This is a genomic window from Alteromonas aquimaris (assembly GCF_026183695.1).
Classification (GTDB): Bacteria; Pseudomonadota; Gammaproteobacteria; order Enterobacterales; family Alteromonadaceae; genus Alteromonas; species Alteromonas aquimaris.
The window spans coordinates 531129-551417 of sequence record NZ_JAPFRD010000002.1 but is presented as its reverse complement, the minus strand read 5'-3'; the positions used below and the strand labels follow the sequence as shown (position 1 = coordinate 551417).

The window sequence follows — 20289 nt, the reverse complement described above, 5'->3', positions numbered from 1 at the left end:
CATTTATCGCTTTTGATGCACGTATAAATGGTACGTCATCACCAGTACTAACTTCCTCGTAGAATGGCTATGCCAAGAAATACAATGCCGTATGTAGGCCGCCGAATCGAATTGCCACATCAGCCTGTTGCTGCACGATTGGCTTAGCATGAAATGCCACCCCTAACGCCGCAGCTTGCATCATGAGCAGATCGTTGGCACCATCTCCCATCGCCACCGTTTGCGTGTCTTTAATATTCCATTGCGTTGCATAGTCAAAGACAGCCTGAGCCTTAGACTCCGCATCGACGATCGCCCCGCTCACTTTACCGGTTAACCGTGCGCGTTCACTGCCTAGTATGTTGGCTTTGACAGCATCAAGCCCCAGGCGGTCTCGCAGGTGCTCGGCAAAATAAGTGAAACCACCGGATGCGATTACAATGTTCCATTGGTTCGCTTTTAAAACATGGACAAGGCTGCTCAACCCTGGCATTAGCGGTATTGCATTGCGGATCGATTCAAGTTTGCATTCTTCCACGCCTTCAAGACATGCTACCCGAGCAACGAGTGACTGTTTAAAATCAAGTTCTCCACGCATCGCTAGCTCGGTAACCGCTGAAACTTTTTCCCCTACCCCTGCCAGCTTTGCAATCTCATCAATGCACTCGATCTGAATTACCGTGCTGTCCATATCCATCACTAATAATCCAGGCTCTCCCAGCTTAGGCTGCTGGCGCTGTAACGCTATTTCAATATGGTGGGCTTTCGCCACATCCGCTAGTAACTCAGAGAGTTTTTCTGACTTGTGCAATACCACCTTGGCCACCACTACGCAGTCACCAAATCGTTCCGAAAGTGGGTGAAATTGAAACGATTTAATGTCAAGAACAGCAGATAGAGTGTCCTGAACACTGAACAATACATTGAGAGTTAACGCTTGCCCAATTATCGTGAGCGTTTCACTCTCACCTTCCTGATGAGAAAGACTTTGAATATCAGTAGACGAATTTCCAAACGTCCAGCCTTTATTAAAGGTGTGTTTTAGCGTTAAGAGCGATGCATAGCTATGCTGATTAAGGGACAACGTCTAACCTTTTGACTTGGATTCACTGAACTATCATCCTACCTAAAGCTGAAGCGTCAGAAAACTCACAACTGGTAATTACTGTTAATTTAATTGTAATATGCCAGTTAATTTCGTTCTTAGTGAGCAACTGTTGATATGACGATGGAACTCTCGGGGCAGTCGTCTCCTGGCCATACGCTGACAACAAGCGTAGATGCAGCAGACCGCCGTAATTTACCCGCGGTCAGACATAGTGGCTATAAAACCCTAAAACGAATTATCCATACCTTTAGTCTTTGCCTGGTCATAACCTTACTTATTTACTTTTTCTACCTTTACCAGCAACATACGCGCCAATGGGCTGAGTTTGAGGCGGGCCAGACTGGCACCCTATTAGTTCATCAATATGCCATGCTCTTGGCGCCAGCCGTCGCAGAGGGAAACATAATTGAACTAGGCAGAATGCTAAGTACACTTGATCATCACCCTGCGCTCATTAACGCTGATGTTTATGACACTAGGGGAATTTTGTTAAATGCACAGGAGAATAATATCCATCTCTTAAAGCATGTGGCCGAAGCTAAAAACTGGATGGTGCACGTAGAGGACATTCGCAACGATTCTGGACAAACTATTGGTTATCTTAGACTTATTTTTAACGCTGAGCGCTTACTGGAATTATCCATAGCCTATGAAAAACGCAGGTTGGAGATGATGTATTTAGTGATGATAGTGACCCTGCTGGCAGGTATTTATCTTGCCAGAAGTTTCTACAAGTTAAGACCGGTTTTACGACGTCGACTCTTCCCCGATAATCAATCTACATCGTTTCCCTCTAAGTTAAATAAACGTAGATAATTATTGGTGGTCTGGGCACAAACCTTTGCTTTACTTGTCGTTTTTAGTTCTGCTAATGCCTGGGCCACATCGCCGATATAGGCGGGAGCGTTGCGCTGGCCTTGCCTCCCTTGCATTGGCATATCAGGAGAATCGGTTTCTAACACCATATGGTCTAACGATAGTTCGGCAACAGCCTGGCGCGTTTTACGTGCACGTGGGTAAGTGATCGTACCGCCGATACCCAGTGAAAAACCCATTTCTATATATTGTTGCGCAACCTGCATACTGCCCGAGAAGGCGTGAATAATGCCTCCATGGGCAAACTTGAGCTGCTTTAATCCTTCTATCAGCAAATGATGAGTTTTGCGGTGATGCAGGATCACCGGCAGCTCATAATATTGTGCAAGCTCGAGCTGAGCGAGGAATAACGCCTGTTGGGTTTCCATGGGCGTGTTGACTGTAGCGTCGAGCCCTATCTCGCCTAACGCTATACAGGCACTGCGATGGGCTTTTATCCACCGTTTTAGAGTGGATATCCCATCCTTTTCTATTTCTGTCAGAAAATAAGGGTGGTGACCAAATGCTAAATCACATTGGGGAAAAGACTGGCGGATGGCAAGTTGGCGTTTCCAGCCTTTAGGTGTGGTACCTGGAACAAGGAAGCGCTTGACCCCCGCATCCTCACTCTGTTTTACCACTGAATGCAAATCGGACTCAAATGCAGGCAAATCAAGATGACAGTGACTATCTATCATCGTATGTCCTTTATGGCATCAGACGTTGTATTTGCCAATCACCTGATGCTGATAAATTATATTCAAAGCGATCATGAAGGCGATTTTCACCGCCTTGCCAAAACTCAATTTGGTGCGGAACTATGCGAAAGCCCCCCCAAAAATCTGGTACAGGTATTTCACCCTTAGTGAACTTTTCTTTCAATTGGCTGAATTGAGCCATCAATAGTTCTCGTTTCGCAATAGGCTTACTTTGATGTGAAGCTATTGCGGCGAGTTGGCTGTCTTTAGGACGTGACAGAAAGTAGCGGGCGTTTTCGGCCACACTCATTTTGTGGGCGACACCACTCACACGCACCTGCCTTTCCATAAAAAACCACGGGAAATGTAGCGAAACTTTCGGGTTATCGGCTAGCTCCTGGGCCTTTCTGCTGCCGTAGTTGGTATAAAAAACAAACCCTTCTGCACTCACATCTTTTAGTAATACTATGCGTTGTGAAGGCTGACCATTTTTAGCTACCGTTGCCACGGTCATAGCAGTGGGGTCAGGCACTTCTGCCTCAATTACGTCCTTTAACCAACGCTCAAACAAAACAATGGGGTCATCAGTTAACTGCGACTCATCTAATGTACATAAGCGATATTGCCGCCGAATATCTGAAATTGCCATGAATGTCTCCAGAAAGCGAATTTGGTCAATCAGTCGTCGTTTCCATAGCCTAACGAACGTAGCGCTCGCTCGTCGTCGGCCCACCCCTGTTTAACCTTAACCCACAGCTCAAGAAATACTTTTGATTCAAACAGGTTTTCCATATCTTTACGCGCCTGTTCGCCGATCGTTTTGATATGCTGGCCACCTTTCCCAATGACCATGCGTTTTTGCGACTCTCGCTCCACCAAAATTAAACCATTTATTCGAAATACGCCATTATCAGCCAGTTTAAATTGTTCGATCTCAACGGTCGTAGAATAAGGCAACTCATCACCCGTGAAACGCATTAATTTTTCACGAATAATTTCGGCAGCCATAAAACGACTTGAACGGTCGGTAATATAATCTTCGGGAAAATAAAACTCGCTGGGGGGCAAGGTTTTTTGCACTAGTTCTCGCAACACATCAACCTGTTTACCCAGCTTCGCGCTTACCGGCACAATATTGTCAAATGGATGTTTTTGCGCAAGAATTTGCAGCTGCTCCATCAGTTCAGACTTTTCTTTAACCTTGTCGGTTTTATTGATAACCAGAAAACACGGCAAACCCGACTGCTGAACCTTCTTGAGTACCATGGTGTCTTCATCGGTCCACCGAGTACCTTCCACCACCATCAGTACAAGTCCTACTTCAGCTAAAGAAGAAGTGGCCGCACGGTTCATATAGCGATTTATTGCTCGCTTTTCATCATTATGAAGCCCGGGTGTATCGACATATATCGTTTGATAATTGTCTTCAGTATCGATCCCTAAAATCCTATGACGTGTGGTTTGAGGCTTGCGTGAGGTAATACTCACTTTCTGCCCTAGCAAGTAATTAAGTAAAGTGGACTTACCAACGTTTGGGCGCCCAACAATCGCCACTAGCCCACAATAGGTGGTAATTTGATCAGGACTCATTTAACAATTTCTCTAACGTGATTTTAGCCGCCTCTTGCTCCGCTTTTCGCCTGCTTTCGCCCTGGGCGACAACAGGGTCATCCAGTCCTGCTGCCTGGCAGCCTACCTCAAACGTCTGCGCATGGTCTTTACCAGAGATGTTTATCACTTCATACGTAGGCAAAGGTAGCTTGCGCGATTGCAGATACTCTTGCAAACGCGTTTTACTGTCTTTGGGATGAGCATTGGGATCCAGTTTCTCGATGCGTTGCTGCCATAATTTAAGAATAACTTCCTGTACCGTTTCCATCCCGGCTTCTAAGTAAATCGCACCCAATACGGCTTCCACGGCATCGGCCAAGATAGAACCTCTTCTTGAACCCCCGCTTTTCATTTCGCCAGGCCCCAATTTAATTAGATCACCCATCTTGGCTTCTCGTGCTAATTCGGCCAGCGTTTCTCCCTTGACCAGTGTTGACCGCATCCGCGTAAGCTTACCTTCAGGTACCTGAGGAAACTTTTTAAACAGCGCTTCACCGATGACCATACCCAATACGGCATCGCCTAAAAATTCAAGCCTTTCATTGTGCAATTTGGCTGCACTTCTGTGCGTAAGTGCCAGTTCCAGCATAGAGACGTCGTTAAATTTATATCCCAGCACTTTGCTTAAGTGGGCGTATTTATCAATGCCTTGCATCAATCAATACCACCAACTCGACTAAAACGCACACCTGTTGGTATCCACGATGGTAACCAACTGTCGGGCGCTCGCTCAAATTCAAAGCTGATCCAGATGGCAACGGCTTCACCTACTAAATTTTCATCAGGTACAAACCCCCAGAAACGGCTGTCTCGGCTATTGTCCCGGTTGTCCCCTAAGACAAAATACTGCCCTTCTGGTACCCGCCATTCAGTACTGCGTGTGCCGGGCTGAGTGTAAAAGTGAGACGGATGAACATCGCGCATAGGATGGCGAAGAATATCATGTGCTACTTCACCTAAATGCTCGGTATAGCGAAGTAAAGGGGCCATATCCTGCACAAATTCGCCACGGGATTTAAATTCCACCTCCACTGGCTGTAACTTTCCACATTGTTGCGTGGACGCGTTTTCACACGCGGGTTTTATATAAATCTGCTTATTTCGATACACAATCGTATCACCCGGTAACCCTACGACCCGCTTGATATAGTCAATGTTAGGCTCTTCCGGATACTTAAAAACGACGATATCACCTCGTTCCGGCGTACCCGTCTCGAGAATTTTTTTACGAAAAACCGGATCCTTTACTCCATACGCGTATTTTTCAACAAGAATGAAATCTCCCACCAACAAGGTAGGCATCATGGAACCCGAAGGAATTTGGAATGGCTCGTAAAGAAATGAGCGCAAGACCAGCACAAAAGCGATAATTGGGAAAATTTGTTGGGCCGTATCAACAATATAGGGTAGTTCAGCCTTTTCCTTAGAGCCAGCAGATGAACCTGCGATAGCGCCCCCGGTTGCTGATGCTTTAGCTTTACGCTTACTGGCAAAAAATAGAGAATCCAGTAGCCAGATCAAACCTGATGCGACAGTCAGAAAAACCAGAAATAAGGAAAAGTAATTCGCCATTATTTATTCACCTTCAATACTGCAAGGAATGCATCCTGTGGTAATTCAACATTGCCCACCTGTTTCATACGCTTTTTCCCTTCCTTTTGCTTTTGCAGCAGTTTTTTCTTTCTGCTTACATCACCGCCATAACACTTGGCGATTACGTTCTTACGCAACTGTTTAACCGTACTTCTGGCGATAACATGGTTACCAATTGCGGCTTGAATGGCAATATCGAACATTTGGCGTGGGATTAGTTCACGTAACTTTTCTACCATATCACGACCACGTGACTGTGAGTTTTCGCGGTGGGTGATAAGAGCCAAGGCATCGACACGCTCTCCGTTTATTAAAATATCCACTCGCACCATGTCTGAGGACTGGAATTTTTTAAAGTTGTAATCCAGTGATGCAAAACCGCGACTGGTAGATTTGAGACGGTCAAAGAAATCCAGCACTACTTCGGCCATAGGCAGTTCATATGTCACCGCCACTTGCTTGCCGTGGTAGGTCATATTGGTCTGTACGCCCCGCTTCTCAATACATAACGTAATAACGTTACCTAAGTAATCTTGCGGCACTAAAATATGCGCTTCGACAATAGGTTCGTGAATTTCTTCAATATCATTGACCGCAGGTAACTTGGATGGATTATCTACCTGTACCGTTTCCCCTTTAGTGGTCACCACCTGATAAATAACCGTTGGCGCTGTGGTGATGAGATCCAGATCATACTCACGTTCAAGCCGTTCCTGGATAATTTCCATGTGTAGCATACCCAAAAAGCCGATACGGAAACCAAATCCTAACGCTGCAGAACTTTCTGGCTCATAAAATAAAGAAGCATCATTCAAACTTAACTTTTGCAGCGCATCTCGAAAGTCTTCGTAGTCATCCGAACTTATGGGAAATACACCGGCGTAAACTTGTGGCTTTACCTTTTTAAAACCGGGCAGCATTTTTTCTGCCGGACGGCGTGCAAGGGTAATGGTATCTCCTACTGGCGCGCCCAAAATGTCTTTGATGCCAGCAATCACAAAGCCCACTTCCCCGGCTCTCAAAATACCGGTATCGAACGCTTTAGGGGTGAAAACGCCAACTTTATCAACCTGATGTACCTGGCCATTAGACATAATTTGAATACGATCTTTAACATTCAATTCACCCTCGACAATGCGCACCAAAGAAACCACCCCCTGGTAATTATCGAACCAGGAATCGACAATAAGAGCGCGAAGTGGTTTATCACGCTCTCCTTGCGGAGGTGGAATTCTTCTTACGATGACTTCCAGCACATCTTCAATGCCTAGACCCGTTTTGGCGGAACAGCGTACGGCATCAATCGCATCAATACCTACTATATCTTCAATCTCTTCAGCTACGCGTTCCGGTTCGGCTTGAGGTAAATCAATTTTATTAAGAATTGGCACCACTTCCATGTCCATGTCAATGGCGGTATAACAGTTGGCCAACGTCTGAGCTTCAACGCCCTGACCTGCGTCTACCACCAACAAGGCTCCTTCACATGCAGCGAGCGAACGGGATACTTCGTAAGTAAAGTCTACGTGTCCTGGGGTATCGATAAAATTTAACTGATAAGTTTCACCATCTTTCGCAGTGTAATTTAGGGTGACGCTTTGTGCCTTGATGGTGATACCCCGTTCACGCTCCAAATCCATTGAATCGAGTACCTGCTCAGCCATCTCTCGCTCTGACAAACCGCCACAATGTTGGATTAAACGATCAGAAAGCGTTGATTTACCGTGATCGATGTGGGCAATAATACTGAAATTACGAATGTGCGATTGTTGCATAAAGCTAGAAATTACCTACAAAATTGATGAAAAATGTCCTGTCACTTTTTACTCAATCGAGATAAATCGTGATCAAAGGATACTGGCGTCAGCCCGAATATGTCGGTAGTGACCCCCATGAAAAAAAGTCTGCGGATTTTACCTATTTATTGGCCGAAAAGCGAATTATACCAATTCCCCTGTTGCTAGGTTTGACGATCCCACGCAAATCGTTGGTAACGGGTACTGGATAGGTGCTGAATTGGGGCGTTTTTAGAAAAGGTAATAGTACTAATAGCGCTGGCTATCCATTCACGTTTTGGCCGTTTGTGGACAAAATAACGGGTTGATATTTGGTGGAATCGATGGACTTTAATCTCCGCGAAGTGAACCCAAATCCGATAAACGTGACGAGAATACTGGCCAATATTACCCAAATTTCACTGTTCAAACCCAATAATGGAAAGAGTGAACTGAAAAATAAAGCACTTATCAGCAATACCGCTAATGGCATCAGGTAAAGCCACGCTGATGCGGTGAGGATCCCCACTTCAGGTACACCCACCTTAACCACATCACCGACTTTAACCACCATCGGCGTTTTTATCGTAAGTTGCTGGGTCTTTGGCGCCAGCGCTCTGGAAACCACCCCGGTGCCGCACTCCTCATTTACTTGGCAACCATTGCAAGTAGTTTTGATCGCTGCCTCCACCGTTACCATGTCACCATGTACTGATATCACGGTTGCGTTTTCTACAATCATATCCGTACGTTTAACCTTTACTGTCGGGCTGATGCATACTTAAGGAAGTAGCAATGGCGTTGGCGGTATGCAATGGTATTTCGCCCACCACTGTAACCTGAGCCTGTCCATCTGTGAGCGTTAAAAATGTATTGACCTCATGCCGTAACACCATATCTGCGCCAATCGCATCCTCTGCCATTTGTACATAGACTGAGACATCCACTAAACCATCACTAAACATTTTATATTCAACGATTTGTCCGGTTAACGCTAAACGTCTAATGTCTCGTTTAACTTCTTTCATTCCGCGTGGCAGATAATCAACCTCCCAATTGTGTTTTCTCGGCTGCGATGGGGTGATGACCATTGGCTGTGGAAGCGTCGCTTGATTCACGCGAGCAAAATAAGGATGTGGCGTCTTTTGAATGTTAAGCGAAGTCACCTGGATCTGTTCGAGCAAATTACCATTTAAATCCAACATATTAAATTTTAATAACATGCCGCTGGCTTCATCTAGCCATAACTGATAACTAAACCGACTATTATCTAAACTTACTATGCGAATTTGCTGGGCTGGTCTACCTGACACCCTAGCTCTGCCTACTTTAATAAATTTGTACGACTTATTAAGCGCGCGCGGGTTATAAAGAAGTTGACTCGGAATTGGCCCGTTGATGGACTCAGAATACAGACTATATGGCTGTACATCCGGTTCAAACACGCTAACCACGTTACCTACCCGAATTAATTCGCGCCCCGGCCCATTTTGCAGGTTGAGTTGTTCAACGGTAGTGCCATCCTCTAACACCCCATGTCGCCACAAATAAGGAACCGTTTCACTACCCGCCCGACTTAAAATAAACGACACCTGATAATTAAGACTCCGCGTCGATTCGGTTAACCGCGCCAGCCATTGTTTAGCGCTTAAGGAATGAGGTGCAGTGTTTTCCGTTATATCCTGTGGCTGTTGGAGATTGTCGTTTTCATCGCCTGATGCGACCACTTCCTTGCCTGCATCTTCCTCAACCGTATTCTGCTGAGCTGAAGTTTCAGAGGAAAGCGTGAATAGACTAAAAAGGGTGAAAAAGGTGGCACGTTTAAATAAAACAGCCAGCTGATTGAAAGCTGGCTTGTTTACACTACTTGAAATATTCATCAAATTAGATACAAATGTTAGTTGTCAGATCCCTGCTGTTCTTCGGCAGCAGCGCTTTGCTCTTCAGCCTGTTTAAGCTTAATCTGCTGTTCATGATCAGCTATCAAAGCGTTAATTTTCCGCTTTTTCTCTAGCATTACCGCCATATCATTACGCGGCAAGGTGCGGGTTTGCTCTAAACTGACGGGGGCTAATCCGCCCTGTGGACCTACGGTTGCGAAAGTAGAAAAAGGTTCAGTTTGAGAAGGCTGGTTGCTGTATTGTACCCCAACTATTACCGCTGCAGCCACTGAGGCGGCTACCGCAAACTGACCTGCTTGCTTTACAAAGGGAACCACTTTACCAACTAAAGGAATGGTTTCCCAACGTGAACGCGGCGCCATCACGGTGGGTTCTCCAGCTAAAGCTGCCGCCACCCGAGCAGTAATATCGAGCTGAGGGGCTACCGTTGCTTCTTTGCGCAAGCCGCTCCTAATCACATGATAGCGTTGCCATTTTGCCTGAAGCATGGGATCTTGCTTTATTGCATCAATGATCTCAGTCTGGCTGAGTTCACCATCCATAAAAGCAGACAAATTTTCTTGCTGTTCGGTCATACATTCTTCCTGATCAAAGTTGATCAATTACCACGTTAACACTGATATTAGGTAACCAGACTGTCGAAAAGTTCAATTTTCTAACAATGGTTGTAGTACTTTATCAATCGCTTCCCTGGCTCTAAAAATTCTGGAGCGTACTGTCCCAACAGGACATTCCATTACACTGGCTATTTCTTCATAACTTAAGCCTTCGATTTCACGTAAGGTTATCGCCATACGTAAATCGTCAGGCAGTTTTTCCACCACACTAAACAAGGTGGTTTCAATCTCATCAGAAAGCAGACTTCGTTCAGGTGTTGATTGCTCTTTTAGAGCATCACTCCCCTCATAATAATCGGCTTCCTCTGCATCCACATCGCTCGCCGGTGGCTTACGCCCCTGGGCCACTAAATAATTTTTGGCGCTATTTACGGCAATACGATAGAGCCAAGTGTAAAAGGCGCTTTCACCGCGAAAATTAGGCAACGCCTTATAAGCCTTTATAAACGCATCCTGCGTGACATCCGCCACATCACCGGTGTTTTTCACATACCTTGACACCAAGTGCATAACTTTATGCTGGTATCTTGTCACTAAAAGATTAAACGCGTTCTTGTCACCGCGCTGAACCTTTTCAACTAATTGTTGATCGGTTATTTGCTCGCTCATTCGAGCTATTTCTCCTTTACATCTACTTCGTACAGCTCATGCAAGCACTCAAGTAGACTTTGTGAATACAGAAAAGTTCGCAACTTTTTTAAATTTTGATCGAGAACAGGGATTTTCCCATTGTTTTTTACTTTTCATCGATTAGACTTGCCGAACATTGGGGACGCCATGACCGCTAAAATACATGAATTCAACAACTTCTTCACTACCTTCTTCAAATCAGGCGTTAGAGCATCAGTGCGACGTACTGATTATTGGTAGCGGTGCAGCAGGTCTGAGCCTGGCATTAAAATTAGCCGATCACTGCCAAATTATTATACTTAGTAAAAGTGATCGCAATGAAGGTTCCACGCGCTACGCGCAAGGCGGCATTGCTGCTGTATTTGATGAAGGCGATTCTATCGAGTCGCATGTTGCCGATACATTGGACGCGGGCGCAGGTTTATGCGATGAAGAAGTAGTTACTTACACGGCCAAAGAAGCTAAAAAGGCTTTAGAATGGTTAATTAATTTCGGGGTTCCATTTGATACGGAAGAAAATCCAGGCGGTGAAAAGAAATATCACCTCACCCGTGAAGGTGGTCATAGCCATCGGCGTATTCTCCACGCTGCAGATGCAACCGGCGAAGCCATTCAAACGACATTAAATGATGCGGTCGCCGCTCATCCAAACATTCACTTTTTTGAACGCTATAATGCGATTGATTTAATCGCTTCCGAGAGGACGCCAAAACACTGTAAAGGCGTGTATGTATGGAATCGTAAACGTGAACAGGTTGAAGTGATTCGCAGTCGTTTCATCACTTTAGCCACGGGTGGGGGCAGCAAGGTATACCAGTATACCTCAAATCCAGATGTATCCAGTGGTGATGGCATCGCCATGGCGTGGCGTGCAGGCTGTCGTGTAGCGAACATGGAGTTTAACCAGTTTCACCCTACGTGTTTATACCATCCTCAGGCCAGAAACTTTCTCATATCCGAAGCGTTGCGTGGTGAGGGCGCCCAACTGTGCCACGCTGACGGCACTCGTTTCATGCACAATTTTGATAAGCGAGGAGACTTAGCCCCCCGAGACATAGTAGCGCGAGCTATAGATTTTGAGATGAAGCGGTTAGGTGCCGATTGTATGTACCTGGATATCAGCCATAAAAGTGCTGACTTTATTGTGAAGCATTTCCCCAACATTTATCGTAAATGTCGTTCGCTAGGCATTGATATCACACGGGAACCCATTCCAGTGGTACCCGCGGCGCATTACAGTTGTGGGGGGGTAATGACGGACCTTAACGCACGTACTGACTTGGATAACGTTTATGCCATTGGTGAGGTAGCTTACACAGGTTTACATGGCGCCAACCGTATGGCCTCTAATTCATTACTTGAGTGTGTGGTTTTTGCCAAAGCCGCAGCTGAACATATTCTTTCCCGACTCCATGACGCGCCTTCAATTGAGGCGATTGCCCCATGGGACGAAAGCCAGGTCAGCAACTCTGACGAAGAGGTAATAATCCAACACAACTGGCACGAACTACGCTTATTTATGTGGGATTATGTGGGAATTGTGCGCACCAATAAACGCCTTGAACGGGCCTTACGCCGTATCCAATTGCTGGAACAGGAAATTCATGAATACTATGCTCATTTTAAAGTCAGCAATAACCTGCTTGAACTTCGTAATCTGGTAATGGTGGCAGAGCTAATCGTGCGCTGTGCCATGCAGAGAAAAGAAAGTCGTGGCTTACATTTCAATCTGGATTACCCAGATACACTGGCCCACTCTTCCCCCACTATCTTAACCCCAACCAAAAGTTTGATTGAGGAAGAGCCTGGCACATTAAGTACCTAAGCTCTGTTAGGTGCCGCACAGGCTTATTTTGTCAAAGAATGCCTGGACAGCCAGTAACGGGAATTTTTTACTGGTGTATTTTCCGCTAATTCAGGATTGTTCAGCTCAATAAACGTGGCATTTTTATACTGTTCCAGGGGAAAAAGATGCGCGGTTGAAGGGTGCTTTTTCATATATTCCAACAACGTTCCCTCATCAATCATTTTTTCCAGTCCTGCTTCTATTCTCTTGGCTAACGCTTCATTGTCTTTCGATGTGTAAAAATAGATGGTAAACGGATAATGCAAAATCATTTTTTCTGAGACCGTAAAGTCGGGAAAAGTATGCTTCCAGCGCTCTACCTCGGCAGGTCCTTCCTGTAGCCCGCGGGGAAAATAGTCGCATCGACCTATGGCCAATAATTCAAACAAGTTTTCATGTACGGGGGTATCTAATACATCCAGCCCTGCCTTTCTCAAAATCTGGGTATCCGGCCAATGCGTCCCTTGACACGCAACCAGAGTTTTCAGTTGATCGAGCGATTCAATTTCATCAAATCTTTTTTTATCTTTTTCAAGAATGATAAAACGGCGAAAACCCATCAGCCCCATATCAAGCGGTATTTTAATCACTCTGAACTCAGATTCTAATTCTGCACTTGCCCCCGTCCACATCAAGTCTAACGCCCCCTTTTTTAACTCAATGGCGGTACGCGCCTGATTCATATGTACAGTTTGTATCAGTTTGGGGACGCTCCCTTCTTTGGAAGTATGTTGGAGCGCGGCTCTGGCTAAGCCAACATAATAATCATGCGCAATATCAATATCTGAGTACGCACCTGGAATATAAATTGTGGTAGAAAAAGCATTACAAACCCTAATCAGGCTTAATACACCCACCAACACTATGAAAAATTTTCTAACGGAGGAAACAGTAAACATCAGCAACAAAGGTTTTGACTACAGTAGATTTATTATTTATTAACACGCATCTTCATCAACAAATAATTAAATTTTCGATCAGATATTATTGATATAGCCGTAAATGGCGATTACTGCAAAACTGTTTGGGAAAGAAAATATGGCTCAGCCTAAGCTGAGCCTCATAAAATTACAATATAAGTGATTGCCCTGACTTAAGCGTAAACCGGTCTGTAAGCATTATCTTCACGCCCGATAACAAGTCGCTATATTCTCCACGCAAACTTTCGGGTACGGTGAATGATACATCCACGTTGGTATTGAGATTTACCAGCGTAAGCCGAGTCTGCCCCTCCTTTACGTTCTGAACTACCCACACATCCAGATTGTCCACAGGGAAATAACGTATCTCCTCTGGAAATTGTAAAGCGGGTTGCTCATTGCGTATTTCAAGTAATTGTTTGTAATGATTCAGCAGGGAATCAGGGTCAGCAGCCTGTACATCCACAGAGGCCTTTTTACCCGCCCGTTGTGATTGCCAGTAATCAGACCACCAGGGTTGGTGGTTTTCAACCCACGGAAACCATTGTCCCTGGTCCAGCCAGAATTCACCGGTATCATTAAAACCCGCCGCCTTATTGTCTTGCCATTGCATAATGGCTCGGCGGTATTGATCGTCCCCTGTAGTGTACTGCGACAATCCAATTTCTTCTCCATAATACAAATACAGGGTTCCTGGTGTGGTCATCAGCAACGTGGCAGCAACTTTGGCTTTGTCCCAGTTATCACCCAATGTATGCATAATGCGGTTTTGGTCGTGGTTGGTAAGAAAAGGAGAAAAGAATGACAACGGAGCTGTGGCTTTGCGGCTTTTCAGGTTATCCCACAACGCATTGCGAGTATTGTCTGTCTCGCCTTCTTTTACCGAGCCGAAATCGGCACTACGCTGGCCACCCGCGTTCAGAATGCCGCTTACTACATAACCAAAATCAAAGTCAAAGGCAGAGTCCAGCCCTTGGCCACCATCATAATACTTGCCGATGGTTGGCATATCAGCCCACGCTTCAGCCACCAGCATGGCGTCAGGGTTGACAGATTTTACGTGTTGCGTAAATTGCGTCCAGTAATTAATGGTTGCCTGCGTATCAGCCTGATCGGCGTCATCCCCGTTTGCATATTCATCTTCGATGGCATACCTGACTGCATCGAGACGAAATCCATCCACGCCCTTTTCCAACCAGAACGTTGCCAGCTTATTCATTTCCTCTACAACTTTGGGATTGCGTAAGTTCACGTCCGGTTGGGAAGCGCCGAAAGCACCATAGTAATATTCGCCGCGCTCAGTACTCCAGTGCCATACCGCCTCTGGATTATCTTCATTATCTGACCACGCCTTTCCCCAGTGTTTGGGCATGTCTTGTTTCCAGACAAAATAGTCTTCATAACCCGGTTCTTTTGCAACCGACTTTTTAAACCACTCATGACCATCAGAAATGTGATTGATCACCAGATCCAAAATTACCTTGATTTCATGCTCGTGGGCAGCTTTAACAAAAGCTTCAAAGTCTTCCATTGTCCCATAATCTGACTCTACGCTATAAAAATCCTGAAAGTCATAACCATGATAAGAAGGCGCTTCAAACACGGGCGTGAGCCAAATTCCACTCACGCCTAACTCTTTAAGGTAGGGAAGCTTAGCCGCCATACCTTTAAAATCGCCACTGCCATCACCATCGGCATCATAAAAGGAACGTGGCCATATTTCATAAAATACGGCGTTGTCCCACCAGTTGCGTTCATCATTTTTAAGTTGGATAGTCTGATAAGCAGTTTCAGAGTCTCCCACAACACGCGATTGTGAAGCGGGTAGATGCTGCTGTGAGCAAGAAGCTACCAGTAAAGACATAGCAAGTAAGGCGGCTTTTGTTGGAATTACTTTCATCATGGGCTCGTCAGTGACCTTGTTAAACCAATGTAAGTTTAATTGACGTCTATTCCCACCTATCGGTTGTGAAAAAGCAAGTTTATTCGTGTTGAAAACGTATGCAATGGCTGAAAATTTAGTTATACCGAGGAGCGTGACACCACCTTAAATGTTACTCAGAACTTCCTAAAACAGACATCTGCATCCAAAGTGGCTACCCAGGGAGCGAGCGTGCCGCTAATTGCCTTAGTGCGCAACTCGTATTGAGATTAACCAGAAAACACAAGCTTTAAAACTTTGCCTTTATATGAGGTTCACTTGTTTCGCTATTCAACAACACAAACTGCGTTTCAGTCTCCCCACTATTTTTCATTAACACACATTCGGCGGGCAATAATACAGGTTTGAGAAAATCAGCGTTAAGGTGAATGTTCTTTGTTTCATGCTTGTCAGTTTCAAGCAAACTATAGCACTTCGCTAAACTCCACATGCCATGAGCGATCGCCTGTTTAAACCCAAACAACTTTGCAGTGATGGTAAAAAGGTGAATAGGGTTGTAATCATTGGAAATCCTGGCGTACTTGCGGCCGATATTATCTGGAATATGCACATGAGCAGCATGTTGGTAGGTCTCCCAAAAAACCTGGCGGCCTTTTTGCTGTTTTTGCGTACCCTTGGCCACATGAGGGGCATGTATGCGCATCAGGTAGCTGGCGTCGGCGCGATAAACACAAGTTCCCTGTTGGTGACCTTCAATAATGACATCAATCACCCACCCTTTTGGATGAGCTTTTAACTCGCCAAGTTTCGCATGCAAACTCAATAGCAGATGTCGGTCAAGGTGCATACTTTGCCAAACGTCATTACTGATATGCACCAAACCCAGCAGTGGAAAGGGGTTACGCTTGTCGGCCAGACACTGCATTTGCAGTCCTAAAGACATCATTTGTGAATAAAGAGGATGCAGGCTGTTTTTCTCATCCCAGTCCACTAATGCACAATATGACTGATAGTGTATGGGATCAATAATTAGGTTTTTTGTGGCCGTCACCGCTACTATGGGAGGGGGTTTAAACTGGCTAAGACGCTGTTTATCGCCACCTCGTAACATTGCACAAAATAGATCGAATATCATTAGTTATCCCGATTTGTATTAGTACGCTGCAAAACGATTCTGCATAATCTACGGTAACTTAGTTCGTCACATTCGCCTCGTATTACCCAGCGAGACTCTGTTGGCGTAGTAAAGCAAAGAAATACCGCCCAAGGCGTGACTTTACACTGGTTGTTCAAATACTCCTGGTTGCTCTCTATCGGGTGGTTAGCTAACATGGTTTGTTGCCAGCTGCCGTCGTCACCTAGTAAAAAGCTTTCAGTGAAACATGGCGCTTTGCGTTGATTGTGCCAGTAGAAAATGACGCTCGCTACGCAGGCGAGCAAACTAAAATATCCTAGCGATACCCACGAGTAGGTATTGGCGGATAAGGCCGGTAAGATACACCACACCGTGAGGGCCGGAATGATCCATTGATACTTGCGCAACGTTGTGGGGGTTAGATCAACCCTATACTTTAACGCGGTTGACAATGATCGCCACCATTTCTGCCAGTTCTGGATCGTCACATTTTTGATGGCCCATAAACCAAGCGAACAGATCGGGATCGTCACTGGTCAATAACCGTTCAAAAACAAGTTTCTGATCATAGGTTAAATCATCAAATGCCTCATCCATAAAAGGCAACAGCAATACATCCAATTCCAGCATTCCTCGGCGACATGCCCATCGCATTCTTGCGACCCGTTTCGCTTCTAACATATTTACCATTTCACCATTACTCAATTGGTGGGCACTATAGCATGGTGCGCCTGAGGTGTTGACTGTCCTTTCAGACTTTTTATCGCTTTTGACTTGCGTAATGCGTTATCCTCCCCATTGTTAGACAATATTTACTTTTTTCAGGATTATTCATGGTCCAACATAATCAAACTCAACTTGCCTCGCTCGATGAGCTAGCGAGCGAATTCGCTATCGAACTTACGCAACTTGGGATGATTAGTGTCAGTGGCGAACAGCGCAATGACTATCTTCACAGTCAATTAACTGTTGACTTCAAACAACTCCCTTCTGGTGCCACTCGCTTTAGTGCGCATTGTGATGCGAAGGGAAAAACCTGGTCTGTTATGCGGGTAAGTCGTTTCGGCGATAACGTGCTTTTAAGCCTGGCTGCTTCGGCACTGCCTGCAAGCCTCAGTGAATTAAAAAAATACGGCGTATTTTCTAAAGTAAACATAATCGATGCGAGTGAGACGTTTACGCAGTTTGCTGGCCGCGGTGAAGCTGTCAGTACATTTATCGCCACTCACTTTGGTGATGTTCCCGCAGAAGACGGCCAGGTGATTGAGAATAAGCTGGGCTTGGTCGCTCGTTGCGCATTCTTTGCCGATGTATTTCATTTATGTTTAACGGACGCTGGACGTGAACAATGGCAGCTATTTCTAAGCGAAAGCGAGCTCACTTTTTATCCTGCCCAGGTATATGATGCACTCGCCATTCAACGTGGTATCCCGTGGGTTACCGAAGATAATATCAACCAGTTTGTTCCACAAATGATTAATCTTCAGGCTTTAAATGCCATTGATTTTAAGAAAGGCTGTTATATGGGCCAGGAAGTCATCGCCCGAACGCGTTATTTAGGTAAGAACAAGCGTGCAGCGATGATTTTTAAACTTGAAGGTCATCATACGGTTAATCATTCTGACACCATTGAGTTACAATTAGGGGAGAACTGGCGTAAAGGTGGGGTGGTGATTCGCTGCTCAGCGTTAGTAGAAGAAACATGGCTACTCGCCGTGGTCGCTAACGATATTGAGCTCACGGCCACATTCAGATTAGCCGACAACCCGGACGTCACCTTTTCACCACAAGCGTTACCTTATCCCATCGTCGATGACAGCGATAAAATGGTTAAACGCTAAAATTTATTACTATTCAATACACTAGATAACAGGAAATATTATGACAATTGCCTCTGGAAACGTAGTCACCCTTCACTATCAGGTCTCATCTGATGATGGCACGGTACTGGACTCGTCCAAGGATAAGAACCCGCTAACGGTATTGTTAGGTCAACGCTTCTTAATTGAAGGGCTTGAAGAAGCACTAATGGGAAGAAACGAAGGTGACAAATTCAAGGTCCACGTTGAACCTGAGAAGGGTTACGGGAATCGTTCCGACCAACTGGTCCAGAAAGTACCGCTAAATATGTTTGATGGCGTCGATGTTGAAGTAGGTATGTCGTTTCGCGCCACTACAGATCAGGGCGAGCAGTCAGTGATGATCGTTGAAAAAGGGGATGATTATGCCGTTGTAGACGGTAACCATCCACTTGCTGATGTACCATTAAACTTTGATGTCGAAGTTTTAAAGGTGCGCGAAGCAACGGATGAAGAAAAAGCACATGGCCACGCTCACGGCGAAGGCGGATGTGGTCATTCGCACTAATCATGCTACCGCTCATTCGATATTGAGTGAGCGGTCAATCGTATTAGATCGCCTCTTCGTTCTGCTCGCCGGTACGAATACGAATTGCACTATCCAGGTTATATACGAATATCTTTCCATCGCCAATTTTACCAGTTTTAGCAGATTGCTCTATGGCTTCTACCGCCTGCTCTACTAAATCATCCGGTAACACCATCTCAATTTTTATCTTAGGTAAAAAATCAACTTGATATTCTGCCCCACGGTAAAGTTCAGTATGGCCTTTTTGCCGTCCAAAACCTTTCACCTCGGTGACGGTCATGCCGGCAATACCCACTTCACCCAAGGCTTCCCTTACATCGTCCATTTTAAAAGGTTTAATAATTGCTTCTACTTTTTTCATTTAGTTTTACTCGTCGTAAATGGTAGGAATAGGAGTGCGTTTATGTTGGGTACGTGTGTAGATATGAAGTAGTTTTTCAGCCACTTCTGGAGCCACTTCCTTACCCTCTAGAAAATCATCAATCTGATCATACGTTAACCCCAGAGCATCTTCGTCAGTTTTTTGCGGCGCAAGCGATTCCAGATCTGCTGTAGGAGCTTTGTCGACAAGATGTTTCGGTGCGCCTAAATGTGTAGCAATTGCACGAACCTGTCGTTTATTCAGGCCAAATAATGGAGCCAGATCGCACGCGCCGTCCCCATGTTTAGTATAAAACCCTGTGATATTTTCAGCTGAATGATCCGTACCCAACACGAGTCCATCCACCATACCCGCAATTTCATATTGAATTACCATGCGAGTTCGGGCTTTCACATTCCCCTTTACAAAATCTTTTTTACTGTCGGACTGAGGCATTAAGTTTCGTTCATACAAAGCTTTGATGGTTTCGTCATGAATGGCATCAGCGCCCGATTGAACATCCACTTTAACGGTTTGCGATGGTTTGATAAAATCAATTGACGCCATCGCATCATCTTCATCAGCTTGCACGCCATAGGGAAGACGAACGGCAATAAACTGATAACCTTCACCCTGTTCTGCGTTTAACTCATCCACTGCTAACTGAGCAAGACGTCCTAATGTACATGAGTCAATGCCCCCGCTTATACCCAGCACCAGCGAATGTAGCCCAGCTTTTTTTAACTGCGCTTTGATGAAATTTACCCGGCGCTGAATTTCGAAGCTCACGTCAATGGTAGGTTGTACCCGCATTTCCTTTATTACTGCATCTTTTTGCATCATTTATTAAACTTCACACCTGTGATTAACATTGTTCGATTTCAAAGACTTTGAAAATTTAGTTAATTTGCATTACATGCGTTTGGCACGCGACCGAGTCACTGACCATACCATAACCTTTTCCATAAGGTTATGGCCGCACACTCTATG

At 45.2% G+C, this 20289-nt stretch carries 22 protein-coding genes; 4 read left to right on the top strand and 18 right to left on the bottom strand.

Going from position 1 to position 20289, the window contains the following annotated elements; all coding sequences use genetic code 11:
• Positions 1 to 67 precede the first annotated feature (67 nt).
• On the bottom strand, positions 68 to 1063 hold the full coding sequence (gene serB / locus OPS25_RS02620) for a phosphoserine phosphatase SerB (protein ID WP_265616089.1): 996 nt from the start codon (positions 1061 to 1063) through the stop codon (positions 68 to 70).
• A 138-nt stretch (positions 1064 to 1201) separates the two neighbouring features.
• On the opposite strand from serB, the gene OPS25_RS02615 reads away from it, so the two are divergent.
• Positions 1202 to 1903 carry an AhpA/YtjB family protein gene (locus OPS25_RS02615; protein ID WP_265616088.1) on the top strand — a complete coding sequence of 234 codons (702 nt, stop codon included), beginning with the start codon at positions 1202 to 1204 and terminating at the stop codon, positions 1901 to 1903.
• Here the strand turns inward: OPS25_RS02615 and OPS25_RS02610 are convergent.
• The 10 genes from OPS25_RS02610 to rpoE all read right to left on the bottom strand — a co-directional run bounded on the left by OPS25_RS02610 (position 1861) and on the right by rpoE (position 10746).
• Complete coding sequence (locus OPS25_RS02610) at positions 1861 to 2640, bottom strand: TatD family hydrolase (protein ID WP_265616087.1); 780 nt, start codon at positions 2638 to 2640, stop codon at positions 1861 to 1863. The two genes, OPS25_RS02615 and OPS25_RS02610, sit on opposite strands and share 43 nt — an antisense overlap.
• Positions 2641 to 2650: 10 nt before the next feature.
• The gene (pdxH, locus tag OPS25_RS02605; protein WP_265616086.1) at positions 2651 to 3289 is read right to left on the bottom strand and encodes a pyridoxamine 5'-phosphate oxidase; all 639 of its coding nucleotides are present in this window, start codon (positions 3287 to 3289) and stop codon (positions 2651 to 2653) included.
• 29 nt (positions 3290 to 3318) lie between these two features.
• Entirely contained in the window at positions 3319 to 4230 is a 912-nt protein-coding gene (era, locus tag OPS25_RS02600; protein WP_265616085.1) for a GTPase Era, read from the bottom strand.
• Positions 4220 to 4906 (bottom strand): ribonuclease III, encoded by a 687-nt coding sequence (gene rnc / locus OPS25_RS02595; RefSeq protein WP_265616084.1) that lies wholly within the window; start codon positions 4904 to 4906, stop codon positions 4220 to 4222. The genes era and rnc overlap by 11 nt, the downstream gene beginning before the upstream one ends.
• Positions 4906 to 5823, bottom strand: coding sequence for a signal peptidase I (gene lepB / locus OPS25_RS02590; protein WP_265616083.1), 918 nt, complete (start codon positions 5821 to 5823; stop codon positions 4906 to 4908). Before lepB ends, rnc begins: the two co-directional genes overlap by 1 nt.
• The gene (gene lepA / locus OPS25_RS02585; protein ID WP_265616082.1) at positions 5823 to 7619 is read right to left on the bottom strand and encodes a translation elongation factor 4; all 1797 of its coding nucleotides are present in this window, start codon (positions 7617 to 7619) and stop codon (positions 5823 to 5825) included. The genes lepB and lepA overlap by 1 nt, the downstream gene beginning before the upstream one ends.
• A 283-nt stretch (positions 7620 to 7902) precedes the next feature.
• On the bottom strand, positions 7903 to 8361 hold the full coding sequence (locus OPS25_RS02580) for a SoxR reducing system RseC family protein (protein ID WP_265616081.1): 459 nt from the start codon (positions 8359 to 8361) through the stop codon (positions 7903 to 7905).
• A gap of 10 nt (positions 8362 to 8371) precedes the next feature.
• Positions 8372 to 9499 (bottom strand): MucB/RseB C-terminal domain-containing protein, encoded by a 1128-nt coding sequence (locus OPS25_RS02575; protein WP_265616080.1) that lies wholly within the window; start codon positions 9497 to 9499, stop codon positions 8372 to 8374.
• 17 nt (positions 9500 to 9516) lie between these two features.
• The gene (locus OPS25_RS02570; RefSeq protein ID WP_265616079.1) at positions 9517 to 10095 is read right to left on the bottom strand and encodes a sigma-E factor negative regulatory protein; all 579 of its coding nucleotides are present in this window, start codon (positions 10093 to 10095) and stop codon (positions 9517 to 9519) included.
• A 72-nt stretch (positions 10096 to 10167) separates the two neighbouring features.
• On the bottom strand, positions 10168 to 10746 hold the full coding sequence (rpoE, locus tag OPS25_RS02565; RefSeq protein WP_265616078.1) for an RNA polymerase sigma factor RpoE: 579 nt from the start codon (positions 10744 to 10746) through the stop codon (positions 10168 to 10170).
• Positions 10747 to 10930: 184 nt separating this feature from the next.
• Here rpoE and nadB point away from each other — a divergent pair, with 184 nt between their 5' ends.
• Positions 10931 to 12592 (top strand): L-aspartate oxidase, encoded by a 1662-nt coding sequence (nadB, locus tag OPS25_RS02560; protein ID WP_265616077.1) that lies wholly within the window; start codon positions 10931 to 10933, stop codon positions 12590 to 12592.
• Positions 12593 to 12615: 23 nt separating this feature from the next.
• Here the strand turns inward: nadB and OPS25_RS02555 are convergent, their stop codons facing one another.
• From OPS25_RS02555 to OPS25_RS02535, 5 genes are all read right to left on the bottom strand, one after another.
• Positions 12616 to 13512, bottom strand: a complete 897-nt coding sequence (locus OPS25_RS02555; RefSeq protein WP_265616076.1) for a type 2 periplasmic-binding domain-containing protein — start codon at positions 13510 to 13512, stop codon at positions 12616 to 12618.
• A gap of 169 nt (positions 13513 to 13681) precedes the next feature.
• Positions 13682 to 15436 carry an alpha-amylase family glycosyl hydrolase gene (locus tag OPS25_RS02550; RefSeq protein ID WP_265616075.1) on the bottom strand — a complete coding sequence of 585 codons (1755 nt, stop codon included), beginning with the start codon at positions 15434 to 15436 and terminating at the stop codon, positions 13682 to 13684.
• 268 nt (positions 15437 to 15704) lie between these two features.
• Positions 15705 to 16550, bottom strand: a complete 846-nt coding sequence (locus tag OPS25_RS02545; protein WP_265616074.1) for a MaoC/PaaZ C-terminal domain-containing protein — start codon at positions 16548 to 16550, stop codon at positions 15705 to 15707.
• Positions 16550 to 17002: a protein YgfX gene (locus OPS25_RS02540; RefSeq protein WP_265616073.1), complete on the bottom strand. Its 453-nt coding sequence runs from the start codon at positions 17000 to 17002 to the stop codon at positions 16550 to 16552. The genes OPS25_RS02545 and OPS25_RS02540 overlap by 1 nt, the downstream gene beginning before the upstream one ends.
• A complete protein-coding gene (locus OPS25_RS02535) occupies positions 16980 to 17231 on the bottom strand; it encodes an FAD assembly factor SdhE (protein ID WP_265616139.1) in 252 nt (83 codons plus the stop codon). Before OPS25_RS02535 ends, OPS25_RS02540 begins: the two co-directional genes overlap by 23 nt.
• Positions 17232 to 17383: 152 nt before the next feature.
• On the opposite strand from OPS25_RS02535, the gene ygfZ reads away from it, so the two are divergent.
• Together ygfZ and OPS25_RS02525 are read left to right on the top strand one after the other, a co-directional pair.
• Positions 17384 to 18391: a CAF17-like 4Fe-4S cluster assembly/insertion protein YgfZ gene (ygfZ, locus tag OPS25_RS02530; protein ID WP_265616072.1), complete on the top strand. Its 1008-nt coding sequence runs from the start codon at positions 17384 to 17386 to the stop codon at positions 18389 to 18391.
• A gap of 40 nt (positions 18392 to 18431) precedes the next feature.
• The gene (locus OPS25_RS02525) at positions 18432 to 18917 is read left to right on the top strand and encodes an FKBP-type peptidyl-prolyl cis-trans isomerase (RefSeq protein WP_265616071.1); all 486 of its coding nucleotides are present in this window, start codon (positions 18432 to 18434) and stop codon (positions 18915 to 18917) included.
• A gap of 43 nt (positions 18918 to 18960) precedes the next feature.
• Here OPS25_RS02525 and OPS25_RS02520 read toward each other — a convergent pair whose 3' ends face one another.
• Complete coding sequence (locus tag OPS25_RS02520) at positions 18961 to 19299, bottom strand: P-II family nitrogen regulator (protein WP_169209529.1); 339 nt, start codon at positions 19297 to 19299, stop codon at positions 18961 to 18963.
• 6 nt (positions 19300 to 19305) lie between these two features.
• A complete protein-coding gene (gene nadE, locus OPS25_RS02515) occupies positions 19306 to 20139 on the bottom strand; it encodes an ammonia-dependent NAD(+) synthetase (RefSeq protein WP_320411946.1) in 834 nt (277 codons plus the stop codon).
• Positions 20140 to 20289 lie beyond the last annotated feature (150 nt).